Consider the following 24118-nt stretch of genomic DNA (forward strand, 5'->3'; position numbering starts at 1 on the left):
TTTCATGCATTTTACACGTTTTACCACAAAAAAAAATCTATGACTGACGTGAACAACATTATTTTACATTTGAGATAGTTAGCTATTCAATCTAGTCGCCAAAGCTACCTGCGGCACCAGGAAAAACAACCGGGCTTTCTGTTCCGTCTGCAGCAACACTCGCCACACCAAAGAAATAGTTATCAATAACAACATTTTTTAACGTAAATTGATTTACATTGCCCACGAAGCGGCTAAATTGCCACTGTGAAGCATCAGTAAAACGCCAGTAAATTTTAAAGCCAACAAGTTGTGGATTTTCTGAAGCTAATGGCAGCGACCAATACAGTGTTGTATCAGGTTTTACCGTACCCGCTATTTTAACATCTGCCGGTGGGGTTGGTGCCATCGCCATTGAGGCTAAAGAAACAGCGTTAAGCGACGTTAATTTTGCCGCATAGTCAAAATTCACGCCGTCAAGCGTATCGCCATAAACAATACCATTTTCAGTACGTAAGTCTTGATGTTGACGGTTATAATTCTCGTTAGTTTCCATAATTCTGATTGCCGGAAAGCCCACTTGATTAAAAGGTCTATGGTGCCCTCCGCGACCAAACCTGTCTAATCGGTAAATCATCATGGTATCTAAATTAGGAATGTATTGATCGGCAATACGATCTATATAACGCGCTAAATTACGACTAGGTGAGTCAACTTCGCCACCCGTAAATCGTCTACTTTTAGCTTCACTAGTCGTTTCTGTTGGGCGAGTTCCTTCAGAAAAAATACGGGCAGTCGTATTGTTTATAACACCATTAACACCTTCAATATTGCCAATCATGTCATTATTTAAAACAGCTTTAATTCGCCAGCCATCTTTCAGCGCTTGCTTAGCCATTATTTGTCCGCCAAATAACCCCTGCTCTTCTCCCGCTAAAGCAGCATAAATAATACTGCCCTGAAACTTATATTTCGACAATACTCGCGCAGCTTCAATCGTTCCAGCTAAGCCTGATGCATTATCATTAGCGCCAGGAGAGTCCGAAGTGAAATTCATCACATCAGACACTCTAGAATCAATATCGCCCGACATAACCACATAACGGTTAGGATCAGACGCCCCTTTTTGAATAGCAATAACACTCACAACCTCAGTAGGATCTGGAATCCGCTTTTCACCGCTAATGGTTTCAGATTGATAGTAAACCGTAAGACACCCACCACATTCGGCAGAGATTTTATCAAACTCAGATTTAATCCATCGACGTGCAGCGCCTATACCTCTGATAGTTGACTCTGTTTCCGACAAAGTATGGCGAGTACCAAAACCTACTAACTTTTTAATGTCTTGTTCAATACGATTCGCGGATACTTCACTGGCTATTTTATGAAGTTGTTCATTATCAACTGGGCCAGTTGATGTTGTTGTAGAAATATCACTTGCCAATGATTGGCTAGCAATAATAACAAGTGGCAACAAACTAACTTTATAAAAGGTTTTTATATTCATCTAACATTCCTATTGAGTTTTTTCAAAAAGGCAAGAAACAAGGCATGCACTAAAATGTAATTAAAATTCAATAACTTTTGCCAAACTTCGTCATTAGCCATTAATTTATCACCAATAAACTGACGACACAAGAACAGCGCAGAGTGCCATTTTGTGCTATTATCGCCCTTCTTCATCGTAATATATCCCCTAAAATAACAAGTTTAAAAATGACTATAACCCATACTGATGTTTTAATTATTGGCGCTGGTGCAGCTGGCTTAATGTGTGCTGCTAGTGCTGGATATCGTGGTCGCAGCGTTACCGTAGTTGATATGGGTAAAAAAGCTGGCCGAAAAATTTTAATCAGCGGTGGTGGCCGTTGTAATTTTACCAATCAAAATACCACACCAAGTAACTATATATGCCAAAACCCTCATTTTGTAAAATCAGCCTTAAGTCGTTATAGCGCTGATGATTTTATTGAGTTAGTTGATCGCCATAGCGTTAACTATCATCATAAAACCTTAGGACAACTTTTTTGCGATGATAGCGCTCAAGACATTGTTAACGTATTGCTTACAGAATGCGAATGGGCAGGCGTTACCCTAAACTTACGCACAGAGGTACTTTCTGTTAGCCAAAATGACGATAAAACCTATTTAGTAAAAACGTCAGATAAAGAATATCAATGCCAATCTTTAGTCGTGGCCTCAGGCGGTTTAACAATGCCAAAGCTTGGTGCCTCACCCATTGGCTACAAAATTGCCGAACAGTTTGGTTTAAATGTATTACCAACCACAGCAGCCTTGGTACCATTTACCTTGCATGACCACGATAAACAACGCTTTGATGGTTTGTCTGGCATCAGTATTGACTGTAACGTTACTAGCGAAGACGGCACTAGTTTTAGAGAAAACATCCTCTTCACGCATCGTGGTTTATCTGGCCCGGCTATTTTACAAATTTCATCATTTTGGCGCGCAGGCCAAGCCATCACTATTGACTTACTGCCCAACCAACAACTAACAGATACCATCAACGATTGGCGTGAACACCAAGCGCAAAAATCTGTTAAGAACTTATTGTCTACTATACTGCCTAAGCGTTTTGTAGAAGTAATAATGAACGATGAAGTCAGTGCCCCACTCATTACTGACAAAGCAATAAAACAACTGAGCCATAAAGAAATAACTATACTCAGCAATTACTTACATCACTGGCAGATAAAGCCAAATGGGACAGAAGGCTACAGAACCGCCGAAGTTACTTTAGGTGGTGTAAATACTGATGAGATATCTTCTAAAACCTTTGAAGCAAAAAATCATGCTGGATTATATTTTATTGGTGAAGTTATTGACGTAACTGGATTTTTGGGTGGATATAACTTCCAATTTTGTTGGGCCAGTGGTGTCGCTTGTGGACAAGTGGTTTAACTGTTTTATTCGATTACAAATAAAGACAATTCGAATTAAATGAAGACAACCTTGTAGCAAATAGAGACAAATACTAGCTTAAGGCCAGTATTTTAGTTTTATCAAACTAGATCGAATACACACCAAACTAGAACGAATACGTAGAGTATTGAATATTCACCTAACTATATGATTTATAGTGATTGTGAGCAAATGCGTTTGTATTCGTTTTAAAATAGTGAAATTTTTTCTTTATTTCTCTAAAAGTAAAAGCTCTAGGCAATTAAAGTTATCACTCTAATATTTTTGAACCTAGACCTGTAGATATTTTCACTTTTGGTGGTTATTTTCACTTTCCGTGAGTTTTGTGACTGGTCATAATGATTGAGGTTTTCAGTCAGTAGATGAGATCTTAATGATCACTTAGATACGAAACCGGACGTTAGCCACCAATATAAATATGCATCGTTTGACTAAAAACATTACCAATGAATCGAATAAGCTGACTGGCAAGAATGCCACCAAAGCTGTCGTTCATCATCTAATTATTAATGATCTCTTTGTGCGCATTGTTGACGCTAGAGCTTACTTTACTAACGGCAACACCAGAGAAAGCGGTCGTTAGTATCAATGATTACCTTATGACTTTTATCGCTATAAGGGGACATTTACTAAATCAGTATTTTGTATCTATAAGGTTTATCGGGTGTTACATACCTTATTTAACTTGGTATCTCAATAAGACTAAGTTATCTAAAACGAGATTACTTGACCAGATAAAAGAAGCTCCAGTGCCTGAAAACTGCTCTTGGAAGTTCATGTAAGCTTTTTTATTATTTACACCTATTTCATCTTCAGTAAATTCCACCGCTTTTGGCCAAGTGATATAGTCTTGGTTGGTTTTCCAGTTTACTGGAACATCCCAATGTAAGGAGTAAGTATCAATATATTCATTAACACCATTGGTATCACAGTTTTCTGTTAACCTTTGCTCTCCGATTTCTTCTGCGCAGTTAAGATCATAAAGTGGCGAAGTGTAAAAAGTTTGAGCTGACCATTCTGCATTTGTTTTAGTACCGTCAGAGAAACTCGCAATGAAACCACCATCACCAGGATGAAAGCTTTTACCTCTGTTATCTTCGCTACCTAAACCTGAGTTTTCTTCCCAATCAACAAGCTTAATTGCAATGTCATAAGGTTTTTTTACTTTGAACTTTACAATGTTGGAATTAAAAGGGGTAAATGGGATTGGATCAACAGCGATTAACTTACCATTGATAAATAACTCAAAGTAATTATCTGCAAAGATATATCCGGTAATAACTTCACCGTCATTATCTACTTCTATTATAGGTACAGTAGAAATATTAACATCAGCTAATGACTTAGGCACAACGTTTGAACATTCATTATAAAGATCACTGGCAAAGTGCTCTTCTTCATATTGAACCTTTGCAGGTACAATAAAACTTTTTTCATTAAGCTTTTTAATACCTATAGGTGATGGACGTGAGCGCCCGTTTTTACAGGTGAATAACGAAGCAACTTTAATTTTGGCCTCACCTTCAATAACATTTGCTGACCCGGTATATAAACTAGTAACACTAGATAAATTAGATACACTAGTATCGGTGCAACTCGCAATAGTTAATAAAAATAGTACTGGCGCTAACTTCTTAATATTATTTGTCATTCATTTTTCCTTTAAATACCATGTCTAAAATAAATTATACTTTATATTTCAAATTAAATTAGATCTTTACATAAAACTTACAGACTTGTTTTTGGAATAAATATGATTATGGCGGTAATCTATATTGATTTATTGTGACTGCTAGATATAGTGATTTCGGCTCACAATTTATGCCCCCTCACTGTCTCCGTAGCTGTCGTCATGGTACTAAAACCTTAGGTCTTCAATGCGGTATTAGTTAGCGTTAAGATATGAAATACCACTGTCGGCTATGAGCTTGAAGCTCACAATAGACCATACTTAGTTCTCCATTAATAACGGAGAATAATCATGTTTTCTTTAACCGTTTATAAACCAACTGAGCCTTGGAACAAAAACAAAATTGTTGGGCAAAAATTACCACTTAAACTACAACAAATTTGGGCAATCCGAATCAGGCTAGAATTAGTAAATAATATAAGAGACCTTGCACTTTTTAACCTTGCTATAGATAGTAAATTAAGAGGCTGCGATTTAGTTGCTCTAAAAATAAGGGATATTGCCCACGGGAAAACTATTCAGTCGAGAGCTATTATTGTTCAAAAAAAGACAGGATTGCCCGTTCAATTTGAACTTACCGAAAATACACGTAAATCAATTCAAACTTTGATTACACATTTTCAACTAAGCCAAAATGACTATTTGTTTAAATCGAGAATTCATACGTCAGCACATTTATCAACACGGCAGTATGGAAGAATAGTTGATGCTTGGGTTTCAATGATTGGTTTAGACCAAACCCAATATGGGACTCACACAATGAGAAGAACCAAACCTGCATTGATTTACAAGAAAACTAAAAACCTGCGAGCGTGTCAATTGTTGCTCGGTCATAAAAAGCTTGAAAGCACGGTCAGATATTTGGGAATAGAAGTGGATGATGCGCTTGAGATTTCAGAAGGGATAGATTGTTAAATATAATGCCAGAGTCATTTATGGTCTCTGGCATCTTCGCCACCATTGCCGACAGTCGCATAGTTGAATAGGTATTATTTCAAAGTGGCTTTGGTGACGTTAGCTATTGTTTGTTCTTTAGGTCAACAGTTAGCCATAAGCTGACGTTAGCTTTACATAGTTACCCTGTCTATTCTGATTTTTTAGGGTTAATTAAATTTATCTTCTGTATTGAATGGTACGAATACCAAATTCTTAATTAGTGTTAACCAAAAATGGAATTCAACGTATGATCCATGGTTGACTTTAACTCATCTTCTGTCTGACCTGCTTTTGCTTGAACTGCCAGTCCATAACTAACTGATAAAAGATAATTAGCCAGTTTTTCAGCCGTTTGCCCTTTTGGCATATTTGTATTAGCAATGCCGGATGCAAGTAAAGCCGTCAAAATTTGCTTGGTTTCAGTGCCTAATTCTCTGATATAAACAACAACGTCTTCCGGAAATGCAACACTCTCTGATTCATTAACGCTTTTTACGAGCAAGCATCCACGAGGAGTATCATTACTACTGAACAGCTCAATAAGCCCATAGAAAAAAGCTTGTAATCGTTCTTTTAATGTTTCATCTGATGGCTCCATTAGGTGTTTGTAGTTAGCTTCAACGTATTGCTTTACATAGTGAATCAGTGAGTCTTTGAATAATTGTTCTTTATTGCCAAACGTTCCGTATAAACTCGACGTATTGATACCAAGCTCTGAAGATAGATTCGCAACAGAAGTACCTGAATACCCATTTGTCCAAAATAACCGCATCGCTTTATCTAATACTACCTCTTTATCAAACGCTCTTTTTCGTCCTACTTTCACTCTTTTACCCTTAATAAAATTAATTAACAGACTCTATTTTGAAGTAATCACTTCACAATGTCAATTCAACCCATTGACATTTTAAAGTGATCACTTCATAATGAATTTAATTCTGAAGCAATCGCTTCACATTGGTGTCATATAGATAACCTATAGGTTAAAAGGTAAATTAAATATGTTTAAAAAATTCGTACAAATTACTGCGCTATTCAACCTTCCAGTCGCACTAGGAATTATTATTTCAGTACTGATAACACCTCAAGCAGACACCTTTATTATCACGGTGGTATTAGGTGCATCTTTTATTCTCATGGGGGCTGCGTTACTTTGGGCTGCTTCAAATATTAAAGCCCGTGCATCCATTATTGTTTGGAACGGATTGGTAAGGTTAGTCGGCTTCATCGCGGTAACTTATGCATCATCTTTAGGGTTGGCACCAGACGCATTTATCTATATTTCATTAATGGATTTAGTTACTGCTTTTGTTTATATCATTGGCAGTATGCGCGTATCCAAACTGCCTTTTAAATCCTTACTTTTAGGAAAAAGCCAGTAACTTAAAAATTGAAAAAATTAACTTAAATAAACTTAAATAAACTTAAATAAACTTAAATAAACTTAAATAAACTACTTTCAGGATAAATATTATGACAATTAAAGCACTAAGAACACCGGAAGAAAGATTCTCTGTATTACCGGCTTTTCCTTACCAACCTAACTATATTGATGATTTAGCGGGTTTTGAATCTTTACGTATGGCTTACATCGACGAGGGTGATTCATCATCTGAGACTACTTTTTTATGTTTGCACGGTGAGCCTTCATGGAGCTATTTATACCGAAAAATGATCCCTGTATTTACAGAGGCAGGTCATCGTGTTGTTTCGCCCGATCTTTTTGGTTTTGGCCGTTCAGATAAACCCGTTGATGAATCAGTTTATACCTTTGATTTTCACCGTGACAGTTTAATGCAATTTATTGAACGCCTTGATCTGAAAAATATTACGCTGGTCTGTCAAGATTGGGGCGGCTTATTAGGCTTAACGATCCCAATGGATATGCAAGACCGATTCAAAAATTTGATTGTCATGAACACGGCAATATCGGTTGGTGAAACCGCTTCTGAAGGGTTTTATCAGTGGCGAGATATGTGCGCAAATGTGCCCGAAATACCTGTAGGTGGTTTATTTGCATGTGACGCAGGGCCAGCAGTGTCTGTGATGGATGTTATTGCTTATGATGCGCCATTTCCAGATAACAGCTATAAAGCAGGTGTAAGACGCTTTCCTGCCATGGTGCCTGTCGAGCCAACGATGGATGGTGTTGAGCACGGAAAACGCGCAAGAGAATTTTGGTCAAAAGAGTGGAACGGTCAAAGCTTTATGGCTATTGGCATGAAAGATCCTGCATTAGGAGAAGGCCCAATGGAGAAATTAAGAACCTTTATTAAAGACTGCCCTGAACCACTAAAAATTCAAGAGGCTGGACACTTTGTTCAAGAATACGGTGTTGAAATTGCAGAGAAAGCACTTATTCACTTTGGGATAGCTAATCAATAAAGCCACATCCCTAACAAATCCATTAGATTAAACATTCAATGGCTTGAAGATTTCGAAGAAATCCGTATGGCCTTTTTTGTTAATATTATATCCAAAATAAACTTTAGAAAAGTATTGTAGCTAGTAACTTTAATGGACAATTAATTTGGCTATTTCTTAATAGGAATTAATCAATATATTCTAAGGCGCTAAGTGCCCCTTTCCGAGATAGAATCATAATGATTTTTAATACCTAAAGTCATGTTAATCTAATGTCCGCTTTCTGTGTTTTTAATCAAATTAGAATTATTGACTTTACATATTTCTGTTGATATTTATCACAGTTTTATTATCTAACGCAGGACTGTTTTGTGTCAGATTACTCATCGCAAGATAAGTCAGGGCTAACGTCCGGTTTCGTATCATTGAAGAAAGCGTCCATGCTTTTAGAGGTATTAAATATCTGTTGCTTCAGAAAGCTCAAGCGCATCATCTACTTCAACGCCAAGGTAACGAACCGTACTTTCTAGTTTCGTATGCCCAAGTAATATTTGCACTGCTCTCAAATTTTTTGTTTTCTTATAGATTAAAGATGCTTTAGTTCGCCTCATGGTATGAGTGCCATATAATGTGACATCTAAACCTATACTTGAGATCCAGTTTTTAACGATCCTTGCATATTGACGAGTAGTTAAATGAAACCCTTTTTTGACTCTACTGCCAAACAAATAATCACCAGGTCTAAGTGATTTTTGTGCTATCCACGCTTTTAGTGAATCTCTAGTTTTAGGGGTTAATTCAAATTGAACTGAACTACCTGTCTTCTGCTGAATAAGCATGGCTCTAGACTGGACATTAGCTCCATGAGCAATATCCAAAACCTTCAATTTAATAAAATCACAGGCGCGTAATTTACAGTCTAACGCCAAATTAAACATCGTTAATTCTCGCAGATTATTTGCTAGCTCTAACCTTATTCTAATTGACCATATTTCTTCGAGTTTTAGGGGAAGTTTTTGACCAACTAGTTTACCTTTATTCCAGGAGGTATTTCTTGAAGTTGATTTACTGTCATACATGATAGTGCTCCTTTTTAAGAGACTATAAGTATGGCTTAAAACAATGAAATTTATTTAAAACAGAAATTATGTGTATGTAAGAGAATAATGCTTCATTTAGCCAATTATTGACCTTATCGGTTGTCTGATTAGAATGATTTACCTGAAACGGATAAATACATTTCAGCGTCATAAATAGAATAAAAGCTTTTAAGAATCTTTCGTTTTACAATATTTGCGCTTCTTCATGTTCGGGAGGGGATTGACTGTAGAATATACCTAACCATGTTTTGACAAGTAAGTAAGGTGGTTTTTGAATATATGGCATAGTTAGTGTGCCTTGCTAAATAAAATTTAAATGTAGTAGAGTTTTTAATTGCGCAGTTTTTAGATGAAAATTAATAATTATTTTATATGATAATCGTGCAAATCAGATATTGATTTTTATCTTGTAAATCTGAAAAAATTTAGCCAAATAATAAGGACGTTGATCAATGAAAAAAATATGTTTGATATTGTGTATTGCTACGGTTTTATTCCCAACAGCTATCAAAGCAAATGAATCAATTAAAATAGCAACCTTTAACATTCAAATATTTGGTGAAACAAAAGCAGCTAAGCCAAATGTTATGAATGAGTTAGCTTCAATAATTAGAAAGTACGATATTGTGGCAGTTCAAGAAATAAAAAACTCTAAAGGTAATGTCCCGCCTTTTTTTAAAGAAACAATCAACTCTGACGGTTCACGCTATGATTATGTTATTAGTGAGCGTGGAGGTAAACAACCCGACGATAAGAGAAGCCAAGAGCAATACGCTTACTTTTATAACACTGATAAAATCTCGCTAGTTCAAGATATGGGACTTTATGATGACTCTGGGACAGATGACTTTCAAAGAGAACCATACGTTGCAAGATTTCAAACTGTTATGGGCGATTTTAGTTTTGTATTAATTACTGTTCATACAAAGCCTGATGAGGCCGTAAATGAAATAAAAGCACTTCATCATGTATTTGTGTGGGCTAAATCAATTACACCCCAAGAAGATGATTATATTGCTCTTGGTGATTTTAATGCAGGGTGTGACTATGCTAATTCAACCGACTTCACTAATACAGCTATAGTAAACTACTATAAATGGATAGTGCCAGAAAATGCCGACACTAATTTTTCTGATAATACTGCTTGTGCTTATGACCGTATCATTATGACCAGAGGCACTGATATTGAATACTTGAATAAGTGGGGGATCGATAGTGTTTCAAGTAAAAAAGTATCTGACCACTTTCCTGTTTGGGCAGAGTTTTCAGCGAAAGACCAATAGGCAAGTATTAGCCAATAGCTGACATTAGCTTTTGTTAATCAATGTAAGTATTTAATACAGCATCAGTCAAGGTTCACCTTTGCTTGTTGAACTGATTCAGGATCATTACTGATATTCACGCAATTACATAGGCTTAACATAAGGCACCTATTGATGAAAAGTATAATAGTACCCAAGTTAAAGTGAAATTAATTGTTTTAGTTCCTAACACAGTGAATATATGGGATATTAATATAAAGTCATGGGAGTGAATTACTGAGAAATCTCAATAATAATAGTTAGATGATAAGGAATATCGATGTACCCAAAAGATAAATATGAGTGGAAAGTCATCCTCTGGGGATTAGGATGTATATTCTTTGGTGCCTTTTTGTCACTGATTGAATCAGATTGGCAATGGCTAGAAAGATCTGGTTCTCTTGTTGTCATTGTGGCTCTACGATTTTTCTGGCGTGATAGAGTCGATAGAGATGAAGCTTTCATTAAAGAGATGGCAGACTACGAGAAAGAATGTAGAGAAACTTTAGATCAGATAACGTCAAAAACCGATTTTTCAAAAACAAAGTTAATCCTATATTACAAAGTAGATGAAGATAAAGCTAAAGAGATAATAGAAATGCAGCGCACAAGGTATACAAATATTGAGGTAAACCTTGCTATATTTGGCACTTTTATTTGGGGCTATGGCAAACCTGTAGCATGTGCAATCTGGGAGATAGGCAGTTGTGCTTAACAAGGAAGTATTTTGAAAACGTATAAATATTTAGGGAAAGTAGCGTCAAAATGTTTTCTGAAAGAGCAAACAATTAGAATATCCCAACCAAAAGCATTTAATGACCCATTTGAACTCCAACTGGAATTTCATGTGACTGATATCAAGTTTAAACAAGGGGAAGTTTCTTGCAAGTTTGTTCCTCATGGACATGAATCTTTATTTGAAAAATATATTTTGACAAAGTCATCAAATGAAACTCAATTGGCAAAGCTAAATAATGATAAAATATTTTCACAAATAAATGAAAGTATAGGGTTTTTATGTCTCACCCAAGCAGATACATTAATCCCTAGTAACTTATTAATGTGGTCCCATTACGCTGAATCACATCAAGGGATAGTCATTGAATTTGAACCTCAGAGTGAGTACATTCTTAAATCAAGGCCAGTACATTATTACCCTCGAAGACCTATTATTGATTCTAAATTATTAAGTGAAAATGAATATGTAGCGATTGATGACCTATATTTTAAGTCTGATGTATGGGCTTATGAAAATGAGATAAGAATAGCTAAAAGCCTTTCTGAGTGTAAGAACTTAGGTGCAAAAGATGCAATGAATAACGATATTTATGTATCTGATATACCGTTAGGTAGTATTAAGTCTAAGGCGCTTCCGCCCCATTCCGGCATATAAAATCAACTTTATACTATATACTCCCTAGCAATCTACTCGGTCGCTAGGGAGTGGAAGTTATTTTAAATTAAAGGTTGGGAAGTCCAAAAAGTAGAATCCCCATATATCTGTATAATCAGGCTTTTACCCTTTTTAAATACTTAATGTAACTAAAAAGGTCACCAATTTTGGACTAAACAGTTATTGAACTATTTAATGTTGTTTAATAACTGTGGTGTACCGAATGCTGAAAGCTCACCACCAGCTTTGACAACAATTTTAGCCCAAAAGTCTTTAAGTGAATTAAGCACAGCTTGTGAAGAATAGGCTTTTCCTCCCATCACATAACCACCACCAATAATAAAAACCTCTACCGAAGACAGCGCATTTTCAGGAATTAACAGTGAGTACTTTGCAAATTCAGTATCTGCATCAATAACACGTACTCTACCATTAGAGTAAAAGCTTGATACATCCGAATTTTCTATCATGTCAGAAATAAGGATAAGGATTTTTCTTCCTTTATATTCATCTGAGAAGAGCGTTTTAGATACTGACATTAACGTGCCAGCTAACTCCGTCTTAGGATAAATCTGTTCGCTGTCGTGGAAAGACTCTTTCAGCTTTTCATGAACAAGACGAATAGCAATGTTCGCTTGCTTTTCCATACAAGAATGGAACTTGTTTAGCTTGATACGATTCATTGCGTTGCTCTGGTCTTCGGTTAAGCCTGTGTCAAAAGTGCCGTCGAAAGTAACGCCTGTATAGCGCCCTTGTGCATTTGCAGAGAAAGGAACGATACGTATGCGATCACCACTTTTTAATAACTGCTCAACTTGCATGTGTACTGATTTTTTAAGATTGGTATCAAGGTTAACGGTTTGATCAAGCATAACCACAACATCACGTTGATATGTGGATGGCTTTTGGTCTTTGATATCAGCATATTCATAGCACGAAATAATATCATCTCGTGCTGTTTGTGCTGCTGAATTCAAGCTTAATGCGGCAATCATTAATGTTGCTAGTGTCTTTTTCATTACAGCTTTCCTTCCTCTTTAAGTTTTTCAAGGATACGAACGCGTTGTTCTTCAGATGTTTCAACTTTCTTTTGCGCTTCAGCAATAAGTTGCCTTTCTACTTCTTCATCGCTTAATTCTTGACCCTTCACCTCTTGAAGTAATTGAAGCTCTATCTCTTCATCAGAAAATGGTGTTTCAGAATTTTGTAAAGGGCTAGATTTGATCTTAATATGCTCTCTGTCTCTGTCCTGCATTGTTTGTGTGCGACGATTGCGACTGGCCATCGACTGTTCAGTTTCTTCTTCGACATAATCCAAAAAGGTGCGTGATGAAGCAGAGTTAATAAGCATATCAACACTGCTATTCATTGTTTCACCACTTAGCGCTCTAGCCATTCTTGACTGAAGGTTGCTAAGTGTTTTCTGTGCTCGCTGAGCAATATTCTTTGCTGCGTTGTCCATCGCATTTTCATATTGTGCTTTGGTTTTATACTTATGTGTACTTACCCAAGCCGTTTTAGAGTGCTTACCAACGAAACCGAATTTATACGACACCCATGTAGCAAAAGCTTGTAGCACTAGAAATAGAATGGCGAGCATACCAAACGTTGCCCAGCTTCCTTCTTTCGTTGCTCGACAGATTTCAGATTCACCTTTTTCTCTAGCGTCTCTAGAAATTTTTTGTGCTTCAGCTGGAGGTAAGGGGGTTGTGCTGTACAGATCATCAAGATTTACTGAAGCACTACCTCCCATCTCATCGCCTGCAATACACATCGTGTCTTGCGTCTGGGCTATTTCTAATGTTTTTACACGCACATATGTAATGATCATACCAATAATAACGATAGCAATAACTGCTGAGGCACTGAATGTGTGTTTCTTCTTAGGTGAGTTTATATCTAGCCTATCTAAACGACGTTTGTAGGTTGGCTTATTCTCATCAGAAAAATTCTCGATCTCGAAATCTTCTTCAATAGCATCGAGGGTCTTAGGTCGAGTTTCTGGGTCATCGACTTTCCAGTTATTACGTATCCTACCTAATATGTCATTTTGGTAAATTTCGTGTCCCATTAAATGTGTTAAGAACGCAAGGATGACAGCAAAAGCAATTGCAACAATCCACGTCATAATGACGCGAGTGTTCTCAGATGCACTAAGGTCAATAAATCCACTCATGGTGTAACTGAAACCCCACGCTTCAAGTAAAAGCACACCAAAAAGGCCTATTAGCATAAAAGCGCCAAGGGGCTTTCTGCCTGACTCACCCACGATAGAAAGGTATCTTTTACACGCTTCGTAGTATTCACCGTCTTTATGGATTTTACAGTATAGCTCACCATAATTCTGACAGACTACATTTTCAGAGTGAAACCATCTGCCATTTACATCTGGGTTTTTAGCTAGCGAACGCACTTTACTCGTAAGAAAATTGTTGTATTTAAAGTTTTTCCACCATAGACGCAGCGCATCCCAGTTGGTGTAAGAAAAGTAGAACAATATTGCTAACGTAATAGCAATAACTACCAATATATCTCTGTAGGTTTTAAGTAATACAATTAAATCCATAGTTTTATCCTTTAACTAACGTCATGTTAAACGCTTTAGCCATAAGTTCATTTTGCTCTTGATAGATAATCGCGCTGGCTTTAGTCAATTGTTCGCCATTTGTAGAGAATACGACATCTGAGCATTTCATTAAATCGTTATCGTTTTTTCCATACATTCGAAGAAGCACAGTACCATCGCCTTTGTAAGTTTCCACACTCACTGTATAAGAGTAGTCTGACGAGATCGCATTGCCCTTGTAATTATTGTAAAAGCTAATTTTTGGCATATGCGTTGGGTTAAGACTTTCTTTCTCAATACCAACCGGCCCCAGTGTCACACCCGTCTTACCAGCCATCCCGAACCAAGCAGTACCATAGAGGTTAGGAATGCTTTCTGACACCTTAGCACTGTGCACCGGACGGCCGTTAAATGTTTTTAACTTAGACTGTACAACAGGGCCTGCATAGGCACAACTACCAACCAGTGATATATCACTACTTGCATGCGCCTGTGAAAAGAAAGACCAACTTGAGTCATTTTGCTTTTCACCTAATGCTGCTATGACATAATGCTTATCAAATGAACTAAGTGGAACTCCTCCCAGATCAAGGCTTGATTTTCTAGATACGCGAGAATTCTTAACCTGCGGGATCATTTCCACTTTAGCTTCTTTTTCAGAATATTTGTCTTTTTTAACTTGGGGCAAGGTATTGGTTACATTCTCAATACGCTTTTTCTTAGCCGCAGCTACCTGAACAACATTTTTAATTGGGGCGCTATGAAGCTTCTGTTTTCCTCTACCTTTATCTTGTTTAGCCATTACGTCAATCAGCTCAAAGCGACGGTTTTTCGCTTTGCCTACTTCAGTATTATTTCTTGCGATAGGTTGAGATTCACCAACACCCTCATAATAAATAGCATTACGATCAGCTCCTGCCTCCACGAGTAGTTGAGCAATGTATTTTGCGCGGCGCTCAGAAAGTGTTTGGTTATATTTAGATGAGCCTGAACTATCTGTATGACCAACGACATATATTTTTGAGCCTTTTGCCATCGTTTCTACATAACCTTTTAAGAAACCACGGAGGTTTTTAAGTTTAGCTGCATCATCCAGCGATGCTTGGTTGGAAGCAAATAAAGGCTGTTCACTATTGAGAGATATTTGCGAAGCAATAACGTTTTCATAAGCATCTTTTGAGAAACTCGCGCCAGCTTCTGCAGTTGACGTAATCCTTTCAAATTCAGGCTTAAAAGCATTTTTTTCTGCAAGTTTTGCAAGCTCTTCTTCCCGTTGATCAAGGTAATTCCCAACTGCACACCCAATTGCACCACCAATAAGACCACCGAGAATGGCTTTTCGGGGGTCACCTGAGTCAATAAGTACTGCTACAGAACCTATAGTAGCGCCACCTAAACAACCTAATGTGGTATTTGATAATGAGCCAGTGCTTGAACATCCCGTGAGTATGAGAGGTGTTGCTAACGCTACAGCAACAGATCGATTAATGTACTTTTTATTCATCCTTCATCCTTTTTAATGTAAAGCGATTATATCAAGTTATTATCTATTTTTTTACATAACGTAAGTACCTGATATAGTTGTGCACTTTCCATATTTCCGTTTGCTATTTAGCATTTTGGTAAATAGTAATATACATCAAAAATAAAGGAAATACCTTGGTATATATATATTCGCTTTATTGGATGCAAATACTCGCGGCTTCGTTAATCCGCTCAGCTGAGATGTCTTAGGCAACCGCTTTGTCGATGAACTGTCGTTCGTTAAACAAGTCTAACGTCCGGTTTCGTATCAAAGTGATCATTAGCGAGGATGGTTTTGGTTTATGAAAAGAGACCGCTTTGTGGCATTAGTTACGTTAAGAGTAGAAATACCAACGGCAGCAATGAGCTTAAATCAGCCACTCAAACATATTGTGATTTTTAGTTAAGCCTGTCCCTGATATGCTTATTATTTTACAAAAGCCAATGTCAGCTTACGGCTAACTCTTGACCTAAATAATGGCCGATAGCTAACGTCAAAAATGCGCACTAAGTAAGCTTAGTTTATTAGTGACAAACCTAATTTTATTCAGTGGTCACAGTCAATGTTATTAGGTGTCATAGTAGGATGAAAATGACTGGCTGTTGTGATGTAATTGGATGGCACAACGAATGTAATTGTCCATCAAATAACTCCCAGTTATTTATTTGTGATATAAAGAAGAATAAAAAGTAGCCTATGTTAACTAAATGGTTAAGAAAATGGTTCTAAATTTATTTTATATTTTTCAGTACTTTAATTGTCTCTGTTTAAGTTCGAAATTTTAGCTAGAACTGACCTCTTTAAAAGCGTTCTCTAGCTTGAATTTGTCTTTATTTGTAATCATAAAAAACAAATTTAGTTTTCAATAATATAAACAAAAAAATGAGAACTACCATGAAACAAACATTTGTCATTACCACTCTCCTTATTTTGTGCTGTGCATGTTCATCAAATACTACTGTTCTACCTGTTGATATAACAACTAAGCCCTATCTTTTTAGTTGTGAGGATAAGGGCTTAATAAAAGCGCTATATTCGAAGGGCGGTATTGAAGCAACGTTAGACATTAGCTTCCCAAAGCTTGGGATTAATAAAAAAACATTACATTTTCACCAAGCTATATCAGCCTCTGGCGCTCGTTATATTAATAAATCAAATAGCAACATCACGTATGAATGGCATACAAAGGCTGATTACGGGCACATCAGCATGCTTTCAGGCGCTAACAAGAATTTCAGTATTTCATGTCAATTACAATAGATTAATCTGGGAAGAAATATTAGTATTAATGCCCCTATTATAAATCTTAGCGTAAAATTCATATAACTCTCAATTATTAATCCACCAATAATCAATACTATAGAAAAACATTGAAAATTTTTCATTTTTTCTTCACTAAAAAACTAAAGAAGTCAAAACACCTGCCGATACCTACCTCTTACAAGTAAACGAGTAAGCGCTTTCACAATTTAACACCAAAAAACTTGCAAAAAGCGTACAAAAAAACCATTATTTGAATAACAGCATCTAAATCATCACATTCCAATGATATAACCATTGTTAATAATAGGTCAGACTGAGTCATTTCTTTTATTAGCGACAATGAATACTTTGTAGTCTAGAAATGTACCTTTAATTATTCCCTAGTTGAGTTGAGTTGAATATATATATATGCCAAACCAAATTGCCGAGCTTTTCCAATATCACGATTACAGTCTATTTGTAATGACGTCGTTTAATCCTTGGCTTGTTATTTTATCTATATCAATTGCTATTATTGCTTCTTTTATGGGGTTTCAAGTAGCAGCACAAGCTGCGAATGCTAATTCACGTCGAAAACATTTTTCATTATTCGTTGGTAGCTTTGCCTTAGGTGCGGGTATTTGGTCAATGCACTTTATTGGTATGCTAGCAGTAGAGCTCTGTACCGCTGTTTCCTATCAATTTAACATTACTGCCTTATCCCTCATTCCAGCTATTGCAGCATCATGGATAGCATTAAACATTATTATTCGTGATGAAGTGAAATTTCAGCAGTTAGCTTTAGGTGGAGTATTAGTAGGAACGGGTATTGGAACCATGCATTATGTTGGTATGGCAGCGATGGAAATGGCTCCATTATTACGTTACAACTTCACCATATTTGCTATCTCAATTTTAGTTGCAGTGGCGCTAGCAACTCTAGCTCTATGGATTAGATTTGGCTTAAAAAGCACTAAAATTCACTGGTTGAATAATTACGTAAAAACTATCATTTCAAGTTTCGTTATGGGCGCTGCAATTTCGAGTATGCATTATACTGGCATGGCTGCGGCTCGCTTTGTATTACCGCCTGGCTTTGAGCTTTCTAAGCAAACTAACGAAGTGTCTATTTATCTTGCGATGATCATCACCGCGATTACTTTAACTATCATTTTTTCGGTTCTCGCTGCCAATTTGATCATGCGATACAAAGACCAAACACTAATTGCTGCTAACAATGAACGTCGCCTTATTGCCACAATGAATACCGCCATTGACAGTATTATTAGTATTGACTGTAAAGGTGTAATTGTTAGTGTTAACAACGCAGCACCTTTATTACTAGGCTGGACGGCAAAAGAAATGTTGGGTCAAAATGCCAAAATGTTAGTACCCGCGCCTTATAACGAAAGTCATGAAAAATTTATTGATCACTATTTAAGAACGCCTAAAGGACAGTCCGTTGGCTCTACTCGAGAAGTGGATATATCAACAAAAAGTGGACAGCTTATACCTATTCGCCTTGGTGTAGGTTATGTAAAGATTAACGAACAGCTTATGTATGTTGCCTTTATTTCCGACTTGCGTGAACGTAAATCGATGGAAAATAAGTTACGCCAAGAAGAAGCTAAATTACGCTCTTTAGTGTCGAACATTCCAGGTGTCGTATATCGCAATAAAGATGAAATAAACTGGCCAAGTATTTTTATTAGTGACGAAGTAGAAAACTTATTCGGATATCCAGCAGAAGATTTCTTGCTACCTGATCCTAAATGTCGTGTCGGTGACTTTATTCACCCTGATGATATGAAAATCCTTGATGAGACTAATTTATATCACCCTGACGGATTCCAAGTTGAAATAAGGATTATTGACCGATATAAAAAAGAAAAATGGGTATTATCTTATGGTCGAACGATAAAAGACGAAGTAACAAGCGATGTTTATTTTGACGGCTTCATCATGGATATTACTGAGCGTAAAATCATGGAATCAGCCATTATTGCATCAAAAGAGAAAGCAGAACAAGCGGCGGCTACTCGTTCTGCTTTCCTAGCTAACATGAGTCACGAAATTCGTACTCCAATGAACGCAATTATTGGTTTTAGTGATATTTTACTAGATGAAGAGCTTGAACAAAGTCATCGTAAGCATCTAAATACCATTAATCAATCAGCTAAATCGCTATTACATATTCTCAATGATGTACTTGATAGTGCTAAATTAGATAAAGGTAAATTCCAATTAGAATACCGAGACTTCTCATTAGTTGAGGAAGTAGATTCTGTTGTTTCAACCTTATGGTTACAAGCACAAAGCAAAGACTTAGCGATTAACCTAAATATCGACAAAACAGCGCAACGTTTCTACAATGGTGTGCCAGATAGAATAAGACAAGTGCTCACTAATATTATTGGTAACTCAATTAAGTTTACTGAACAAGGCAGCATATACATTGATATACACAATACCCAGTCCGATGTATTGCACTTTTCAATCACGGATACAGGTATTGGCATGACACCACCGCAATTAGCAACAATCTTTGATGCTTTTGCTCAAGCAGATGAGTCAATGAGTCGTCGCTTTGGTGGAACAGGTTTAGGAACTACCATCAGTAAGCAACTTGTTGAATTAATGGGCGGTACAATTTCAGCACAAAGTGAAGAAGGTCAAGGGTCAACCTTTGAGTTTAGTATTCCAATTAAAGTGGTTAAAGCTTCCGCTAAAAAACAAGTGCCTCAAGCACACACTGAATTGTCACCACTAAGCATATTAGTAGTGGATGACATTGAGCAAAATATTGAATTATTAAGCTTAGTGCTAAAACGTCACCGTCATAGCGTATCCGTTGCTCGTAATGGCGAACAAGCATTATTGAAAATGGAAAGCGACTGTTTTGATGTAGTTCTAATGGATATACAAATGCCAGTAATGGACGGACTGACAGCATCGATAAAACGACGAGAGTTTGAGCAAGAAAATGATTTACCAAAACTACCAATCATTGCTTTAACAGCTAGTGTATTACCGCAAGATAAAAGATCTGCTGTTGAGGCAGGAATGAACGGTTTTGCTAACAAGCCAATCGATGTAAATCAGCTTATTGGTGAAATAGCACGAACACTCGACTCAGAAAATATAATGCCGGCACCAGCGCCAGCTATTCCTACCGAACAATTAAGAATTGATTTGGATACAGGTATTGCTTTATGGGGTAATAAAACAACTCTGTTTAATGAAGTTATACGTTTTCTTAAACAGTCTAAAGAAGATATTGCTACATTAGTCCCACTGCGTAAAAATAACGACTGGTCTGCATTAAAAACCATAGCTCACAAATATAAAGGAGTCAGTGGTAATTTAGCCCTTAATCGCTTAATGATAATGTTTGGTGAGTTAGAACACGCAAGCCTAAATGAATTAACTGAGGAAGCGGCTACAGCAACAGATGCTATTCAGCTTGAAATTAATTCATTAATTGACTGTTCTAATAAAATGGGGACAGCAAATAATGCAATAACCGATTCAGGTGGTGAAGAAGTTTCCCTGCAAGAACTTTACACAATGCTATTGCAACTTGAGCAACATGTACAACACAATGAGTTTGACGAGAGCTTACTAGAAGCATTAGAGAGCATGTCTTCAACATATTCAAAAGAAATTAAAGACATAATTTCGGCCTGCAATGACTTTGATTTTGAAGTCGCGGCTAATAGAATCAGCGTATTAAACGATACCTTGAAGTCAGCCATTTAAATTACTTTATTGAGAAAAACATGGAATTAGATAAACAGAATGTTTTAGTGGTAGACGACGAACCCACTAATTTAAAAGTATTAAATAACATTCTTAATGATACCTATAAGCTTACCTTCGCCAAAAGTGGTGAGGATGCTTTACGTTTGATCAAAAAAGACAGACCAGATTTAATTTTACTCGACGTTATGATGCCAGGAATGACAGGCTACGAAGTATGTGAAACCCTTAAGAATGATCCATTATATAAATCGATTCCTATTATTTTTGTGACTGCCTTAAACGAAAGAGAAGACGAAGCAAAAGGCCTAAATCTAGGCGCAGTAGACTATATTGCCAAACCAGTTAGCCCGCCGGTAGTAAAAGCACGTGTAAAAACACACTTATCACTAGTTGATGCAGAAGAGCTAAAACGCACCAGACTACAAGTAATACAGCGTTTAGGTCGTGCATCAGAATACAAAGATAACGAAACTGGCATGCATGTAATGCGCATGAGCCATTATTCAAGAATAATAGCCCTCGCTTACGGTTATACAGAAAAAGAAGCTGACAACTTATTCCATGCAGCACCAATGCACGATATTGGTAAAATTGGTATTCCAGATAGCATCATGCTCAAACCAGGTAAGCTTACCGAGGAAGAGTTTGAGATAATGAAAAAGCATCCTGAAATTGGCGCTGAAATTTTAGGTGAATCGGATTCAGATCTAATTGAACTCGCTAAAATAGTGTCAATGACTCATCACGAGAAGTGGGATGGTACTGGTTATCCCAAAAAATTAAAAGGCACAGATATCCCACGATCTGGCCGTATTATTGCGTTAGCCGATGTATTTGACGCGTTAACTAGCGTTCGTCCGTACAAAGATGCTTGGTCAGTGGAAAAAGCTGTAGAATTTATTCAAGAGCAAAAGGGCAAACATTTTGACCCTGAAATGGTCGATTTATTTATACAACAATTAGATAAAGTTATTGAAATAAAGCAGCGTTGGAAAGATTAAATGTTAGAAAACTAGCGCTAACGCCTTCGCTTTTAAAGCAGATTGTTTGTCTCCCATAACATGCGCGCAATTAATACAACCCTCTTTGAGTAACAACAGTAACTCTACCAGCGAAGTGAGCTGATTCTTATCGGATATTAATGGTTCAAGTTGCTGTTCGAAAAAATGCTTGATATGCGTTTTATGCTGCAAACATAATTTTTTGATTTCATTATGATGATCGCTATATTCTGCTGCAGAATTTACAAAAAAACAGCCACTGAACGACCCTAGCTCCACTGATTTATCATTAATCCACTCATCTAACGCATCAAATACTTGTTCAATAAAAACCGTAGTTGAGCTGTTATCGTTACACTTTTGAATGAACCATGTCATAAAGCTTTGATCTCGTTCAATAACACAAGCCTGAATTAACGCTTCTTTACTGGCAAAATGATTATATAAGGTTTTTTTAGCAATACCTGATTCTACCAAAATTTCATTAATTCCTACCGCATGAATACCTTTTTCATAAAATAACTTTAACGCAGTATTTACTAGTTGTTGACGCTTATCTATTTGTTTCATTTTAGGATCTTACGGTGCATGGAGTATTTAACTAAGCCATGATGTGTATTAATTATTTAATTGAGGATTAATTAACGAACTTAGTGATAAATAAAATATTGCACAAGTATACAGACTTGTCTACTATAGCTCAACCAGGTAGACAAGTCTGTATACTTTAAAGCATTGTTTATTGGGTTATCAAATTAAATCAATCGTTGGAGTTAGTATGGAAAATACACGCCCACCTTTACCACCATTTACAGCGAAAAGTGCCGTAGAAAAAGTAAGAGCCGCAGAAAATGGTTGGAACAATAAAGACCCACAAAAAGTGTCATTGGCTTATACCAAAGATAGTCAATGGAGAAATCGTTCAAGCTTTGTGAATGGCCGAGATGAAATTGTCGAGTTTTTAACAGAAAAATGGCAAAAAGAAATAGACTATAAATTAATTAAAGAGCTTTGGGCTTTTACCGAAAACCGCATTGCTGTTCGTTACGCTTATGAGTATAAAAATTCTGAAGGCCAATGGTTTCGAGCATATGGCAATGAAAACTGGGAGTTTGATGAATTTGGCTTAATGAAAAATCGTTATGCTTGTATTAACGATTTAGCTATTGAAGCAAAAGATCGTTTATTTACCTGGCAAGGTAACATTCGTCCCGATGATTTCCCCAGTTTGACTGAGCTAGGACTATAGCTAATTATCTTAAAGAGTAATCAATAACTATATTCGTATTGATTACTCAATTATCTAATACTGATTGTTTAACCTGCACCATAAATTTTCTTAAAATTTGCTAAATTCCAACCAATCATGACTTCATTGCCAATTTTTAGTGCTGGAACAGAGCGAGCACCAATAGCATCAAGCTCTTTTCTACCGCGCTGCATTTTCGCATTGGTTAATCTGTATTTAATGTCATTATCATCTAAATATTTTTGAGCTTCACGACAATAGGGGCATTTATCTGAAATATATAAAACAACGCGTTTCATCACTAACCTTTACAGAGCTATTAAAGAGTCGCTATTTTACTGAAGTCTCACAAAAAAACAAAGATGAATTAACTGAGCTATCAATTACTGCCTCGATGAAAAGTACTCCTCTGTTTTATCTTAGCAAAATTAGTCGTCACCTTTTACCGGAAAGCTTTCAAATTTATGTTTGACTTTCTCAGGTGCATTACTATCAATATAAAGTGTCGAGACAATTTTTTTATCCTGAGCTGTCCAATGCATATGACCATGATTGTTCAATGTTACCGATACTGTATTTATCCCTTCTTTAAAGTGTTCAGCAGGTAAATGCACATCTAATCCATATACACGCTGAATTTTAATACCGTTTATATATAAATGCGCATGTCCTTCAACAAAACCTGTTTCTTTATCGATAGATACAGACATAAGATCTGCCATACTAGAAACGCCATTTGGTGGGGGCGTTAAATGATAGTTTTGTATTTTAAGGTGTAAGTTATAACCCGACATTGTGTCTTTATTTAAGACTAAACTTAAAGCCGGTTCTTTTACATTCGTTGGTACAGCAATAGGTAAATGGGAATGATCCATTTGCATCGGTTTAGTTTGTTCATTGCTTACCGACTGTGCTTTGGTTTCACCTATGCTAACAGCCAATACCATTACTAAAATAACAAAATAACTTTTCTTCATAACGTGGATAATTTCACCTAAAATTTAAACATACTATATCAATACAACTACAAAACAAGATTAACGCAGAGGCATTACCCCTGCGTT

21 protein-coding genes are annotated in these 24118 nt (G+C 36.6%); 11 read left to right on the top strand and 10 right to left on the bottom strand.

Annotation, left to right across the window (positions count from 1 at the left end; all coding sequences use genetic code 11):
• Positions 1 to 91: 91 nt before the first annotated feature.
• A complete protein-coding gene (locus tag GQS55_RS19215) occupies positions 92 to 1489 on the bottom strand; it encodes a M28 family metallopeptidase (protein ID WP_159822240.1) in 1398 nt (465 codons plus the stop codon).
• 215 nt (positions 1490 to 1704) lie between these two features.
• On the opposite strand from GQS55_RS19215, the gene GQS55_RS19220 reads away from it, so the two are divergent.
• A complete protein-coding gene (locus tag GQS55_RS19220) occupies positions 1705 to 2904 on the top strand; it encodes an NAD(P)/FAD-dependent oxidoreductase (protein WP_159823035.1) in 1200 nt (399 codons plus the stop codon).
• Between the two features lie 697 nt (positions 2905 to 3601).
• Here GQS55_RS19220 and GQS55_RS19225 read toward each other — a convergent pair.
• On the bottom strand, positions 3602 to 4576 hold the full coding sequence (locus tag GQS55_RS19225) for a hypothetical protein (RefSeq protein WP_159822242.1): 975 nt from the start codon (positions 4574 to 4576) through the stop codon (positions 3602 to 3604).
• A gap of 330 nt (positions 4577 to 4906) precedes the next feature.
• Here GQS55_RS19225 and GQS55_RS19230 point away from each other — a divergent pair, with 330 nt between their 5' ends.
• Positions 4907 to 5530, top strand: a complete 624-nt coding sequence (locus GQS55_RS19230; protein ID WP_159822244.1) for a tyrosine-type recombinase/integrase — start codon at positions 4907 to 4909, stop codon at positions 5528 to 5530.
• Between the two features lie 244 nt (positions 5531 to 5774).
• On the opposite strand, the gene GQS55_RS19235 is transcribed toward GQS55_RS19230, so the two are convergent.
• Positions 5775 to 6377 carry a TetR/AcrR family transcriptional regulator gene (locus GQS55_RS19235; RefSeq protein WP_159822246.1) on the bottom strand — a complete coding sequence of 201 codons (603 nt, stop codon included), beginning with the start codon at positions 6375 to 6377 and terminating at the stop codon, positions 5775 to 5777.
• A 175-nt stretch (positions 6378 to 6552) separates the two neighbouring features.
• Here GQS55_RS19235 and GQS55_RS19240 point away from each other — a divergent pair, with 175 nt between their 5' ends.
• Both GQS55_RS19240 and GQS55_RS19245 read left to right on the top strand, forming a co-directional pair.
• Positions 6553 to 6933, top strand: a complete 381-nt coding sequence (locus tag GQS55_RS19240) for a hypothetical protein (RefSeq protein WP_159822248.1) — start codon at positions 6553 to 6555, stop codon at positions 6931 to 6933.
• A gap of 91 nt (positions 6934 to 7024) precedes the next feature.
• Positions 7025 to 7936, top strand: coding sequence for a haloalkane dehalogenase (locus tag GQS55_RS19245; RefSeq protein WP_159822250.1), 912 nt, complete (start codon positions 7025 to 7027; stop codon positions 7934 to 7936).
• Positions 7937 to 8370: 434 nt separating this feature from the next.
• Here the strand turns inward: GQS55_RS19245 and GQS55_RS19250 are convergent, their stop codons facing one another.
• Positions 8371 to 8994 carry a tyrosine-type recombinase/integrase gene (locus GQS55_RS19250; RefSeq protein ID WP_159822252.1) on the bottom strand — a complete coding sequence of 208 codons (624 nt, stop codon included), beginning with the start codon at positions 8992 to 8994 and terminating at the stop codon, positions 8371 to 8373.
• A 473-nt stretch (positions 8995 to 9467) separates the two neighbouring features.
• Here GQS55_RS19250 and GQS55_RS19255 point away from each other — a divergent pair, with 473 nt between their 5' ends.
• The 3 genes from GQS55_RS19255 to GQS55_RS19265 all read left to right on the top strand — a co-directional run bounded on the left by GQS55_RS19255 (position 9468) and on the right by GQS55_RS19265 (position 11709).
• Positions 9468 to 10298: an endonuclease/exonuclease/phosphatase family protein gene (locus GQS55_RS19255; protein ID WP_159822254.1), complete on the top strand. Its 831-nt coding sequence runs from the start codon at positions 9468 to 9470 to the stop codon at positions 10296 to 10298.
• Between the two features lie 298 nt (positions 10299 to 10596).
• Positions 10597 to 11031, top strand: a complete 435-nt coding sequence (locus tag GQS55_RS19260) for a hypothetical protein (protein WP_159822256.1) — start codon at positions 10597 to 10599, stop codon at positions 11029 to 11031.
• 12 nt (positions 11032 to 11043) lie between these two features.
• Positions 11044 to 11709, top strand: coding sequence for a DUF2971 domain-containing protein (locus GQS55_RS19265; RefSeq protein ID WP_159822258.1), 666 nt, complete (start codon positions 11044 to 11046; stop codon positions 11707 to 11709).
• Between the two features lie 188 nt (positions 11710 to 11897).
• Here GQS55_RS19265 and GQS55_RS19270 read toward each other — a convergent pair whose 3' ends face one another.
• The 3 genes from GQS55_RS19270 to GQS55_RS19280 all read right to left on the bottom strand — a co-directional run bounded on the left by GQS55_RS19270 (position 11898) and on the right by GQS55_RS19280 (position 15779).
• On the bottom strand, positions 11898 to 12728 hold the full coding sequence (locus GQS55_RS19270) for a hypothetical protein (protein ID WP_159822260.1): 831 nt from the start codon (positions 12726 to 12728) through the stop codon (positions 11898 to 11900).
• Positions 12728 to 14122, bottom strand: coding sequence for a hypothetical protein (locus GQS55_RS19275; protein WP_159822262.1), 1395 nt, complete (start codon positions 14120 to 14122; stop codon positions 12728 to 12730). The genes GQS55_RS19270 and GQS55_RS19275 overlap by 1 nt, the downstream gene beginning before the upstream one ends.
• A gap of 157 nt (positions 14123 to 14279) precedes the next feature.
• Positions 14280 to 15779, bottom strand: a complete 1500-nt coding sequence (locus GQS55_RS19280) for an OmpA family protein (RefSeq protein ID WP_159822264.1) — start codon at positions 15777 to 15779, stop codon at positions 14280 to 14282.
• A 915-nt stretch (positions 15780 to 16694) separates the two neighbouring features.
• Between GQS55_RS19280 and GQS55_RS19285 the strand changes: the two genes are divergently transcribed.
• The 3 genes from GQS55_RS19285 (at position 16695) to GQS55_RS19295 (ending at position 21805) form a co-directional block, all read left to right on the top strand.
• On the top strand, positions 16695 to 17060 hold the full coding sequence (locus GQS55_RS19285; protein ID WP_159822266.1) for an MliC family protein: 366 nt from the start codon (positions 16695 to 16697) through the stop codon (positions 17058 to 17060).
• 411 nt (positions 17061 to 17471) lie between these two features.
• The gene (locus GQS55_RS19290; RefSeq protein ID WP_159822268.1) at positions 17472 to 20801 is read left to right on the top strand and encodes an MHYT domain-containing protein; all 3330 of its coding nucleotides are present in this window, start codon (positions 17472 to 17474) and stop codon (positions 20799 to 20801) included.
• A gap of 20 nt (positions 20802 to 20821) precedes the next feature.
• Positions 20822 to 21805: a response regulator gene (locus GQS55_RS19295; protein WP_159822270.1), complete on the top strand. Its 984-nt coding sequence runs from the start codon at positions 20822 to 20824 to the stop codon at positions 21803 to 21805.
• 3 nt (positions 21806 to 21808) lie between these two features.
• Here the strand turns inward: GQS55_RS19295 and GQS55_RS19300 are convergent, their stop codons facing one another.
• Positions 21809 to 22375, bottom strand: coding sequence for a TetR/AcrR family transcriptional regulator (locus GQS55_RS19300; protein WP_236559702.1), 567 nt, complete (start codon positions 22373 to 22375; stop codon positions 21809 to 21811).
• Between the two features lie 208 nt (positions 22376 to 22583).
• Here GQS55_RS19300 and GQS55_RS19305 point away from each other — a divergent pair, with 208 nt between their 5' ends.
• A complete protein-coding gene (locus GQS55_RS19305; protein ID WP_159822272.1) occupies positions 22584 to 23054 on the top strand; it encodes a nuclear transport factor 2 family protein in 471 nt (156 codons plus the stop codon).
• A 68-nt stretch (positions 23055 to 23122) separates the two neighbouring features.
• Here the strand turns inward: GQS55_RS19305 and GQS55_RS19310 are convergent, their stop codons facing one another.
• Both GQS55_RS19310 and GQS55_RS19315 read right to left on the bottom strand, forming a co-directional pair.
• On the bottom strand, positions 23123 to 23353 hold the full coding sequence (locus GQS55_RS19310; protein WP_159822274.1) for a glutaredoxin family protein: 231 nt from the start codon (positions 23351 to 23353) through the stop codon (positions 23123 to 23125).
• Between the two features lie 129 nt (positions 23354 to 23482).
• Entirely contained in the window at positions 23483 to 24031 is a 549-nt protein-coding gene (locus GQS55_RS19315; protein ID WP_159822276.1) for a hypothetical protein, read from the bottom strand.
• Positions 24032 to 24118: the final 87 nt, after the last annotated feature.

The sequence above is a fragment of the Colwellia sp. 20A7 genome (assembly GCF_009832865.1).
Taxonomy (GTDB): domain Bacteria; phylum Pseudomonadota; class Gammaproteobacteria; order Enterobacterales; family Alteromonadaceae; genus Colwellia.

Coding starts and splice junctions, on each gene's coding strand:
- GQS55_RS19260 (WP_159822256.1), top strand. CDS start 10,597: ATGTACCCAAAAGATAAATATGAGTGGAAAGTCATCCTCTGGGGATTA.
- GQS55_RS19250 (WP_159822252.1), bottom strand. CDS start 8,994: ATGTATGACAGTAAATCAACTTCAAGAAATACCTCCTGGAATAAAGGT.
- GQS55_RS19300 (WP_236559702.1), bottom strand. CDS start 22,375: ATGAAACAAATAGATAAGCGTCAACAACTAGTAAATACTGCGTTAAAG.
- GQS55_RS19245 (WP_159822250.1), top strand. CDS start 7,025: ATGACAATTAAAGCACTAAGAACACCGGAAGAAAGATTCTCTGTATTA.
- GQS55_RS19295 (WP_159822270.1), top strand. CDS start 20,822: ATGGAATTAGATAAACAGAATGTTTTAGTGGTAGACGACGAACCCACT.
- GQS55_RS19280 (WP_159822264.1), bottom strand. CDS start 15,779: ATGAATAAAAAGTACATTAATCGATCTGTTGCTGTAGCGTTAGCAACA.
- GQS55_RS19215 (WP_159822240.1), bottom strand. CDS start 1,489: ATGAATATAAAAACCTTTTATAAAGTTAGTTTGTTGCCACTTGTTATT.
- GQS55_RS19225 (WP_159822242.1), bottom strand. CDS start 4,576: ATGACAAATAATATTAAGAAGTTAGCGCCAGTACTATTTTTATTAACT.
- GQS55_RS19310 (WP_159822274.1), bottom strand. CDS start 23,353: ATGAAACGCGTTGTTTTATATATTTCAGATAAATGCCCCTATTGTCGT.
- GQS55_RS19285 (WP_159822266.1), top strand. CDS start 16,695: ATGAAACAAACATTTGTCATTACCACTCTCCTTATTTTGTGCTGTGCA.
- GQS55_RS19315 (WP_159822276.1), bottom strand. CDS start 24,031: ATGAAGAAAAGTTATTTTGTTATTTTAGTAATGGTATTGGCTGTTAGC.
- GQS55_RS19230 (WP_159822244.1), top strand. CDS start 4,907: ATGTTTTCTTTAACCGTTTATAAACCAACTGAGCCTTGGAACAAAAAC.
- GQS55_RS19305 (WP_159822272.1), top strand. CDS start 22,584: ATGGAAAATACACGCCCACCTTTACCACCATTTACAGCGAAAAGTGCC.
- GQS55_RS19255 (WP_159822254.1), top strand. CDS start 9,468: ATGAAAAAAATATGTTTGATATTGTGTATTGCTACGGTTTTATTCCCA.
- GQS55_RS19270 (WP_159822260.1), bottom strand. CDS start 12,728: ATGAAAAAGACACTAGCAACATTAATGATTGCCGCATTAAGCTTGAAT.
- GQS55_RS19290 (WP_159822268.1), top strand. CDS start 17,472: ATGCCAAACCAAATTGCCGAGCTTTTCCAATATCACGATTACAGTCTA.
- GQS55_RS19240 (WP_159822248.1), top strand. CDS start 6,553: ATGTTTAAAAAATTCGTACAAATTACTGCGCTATTCAACCTTCCAGTC.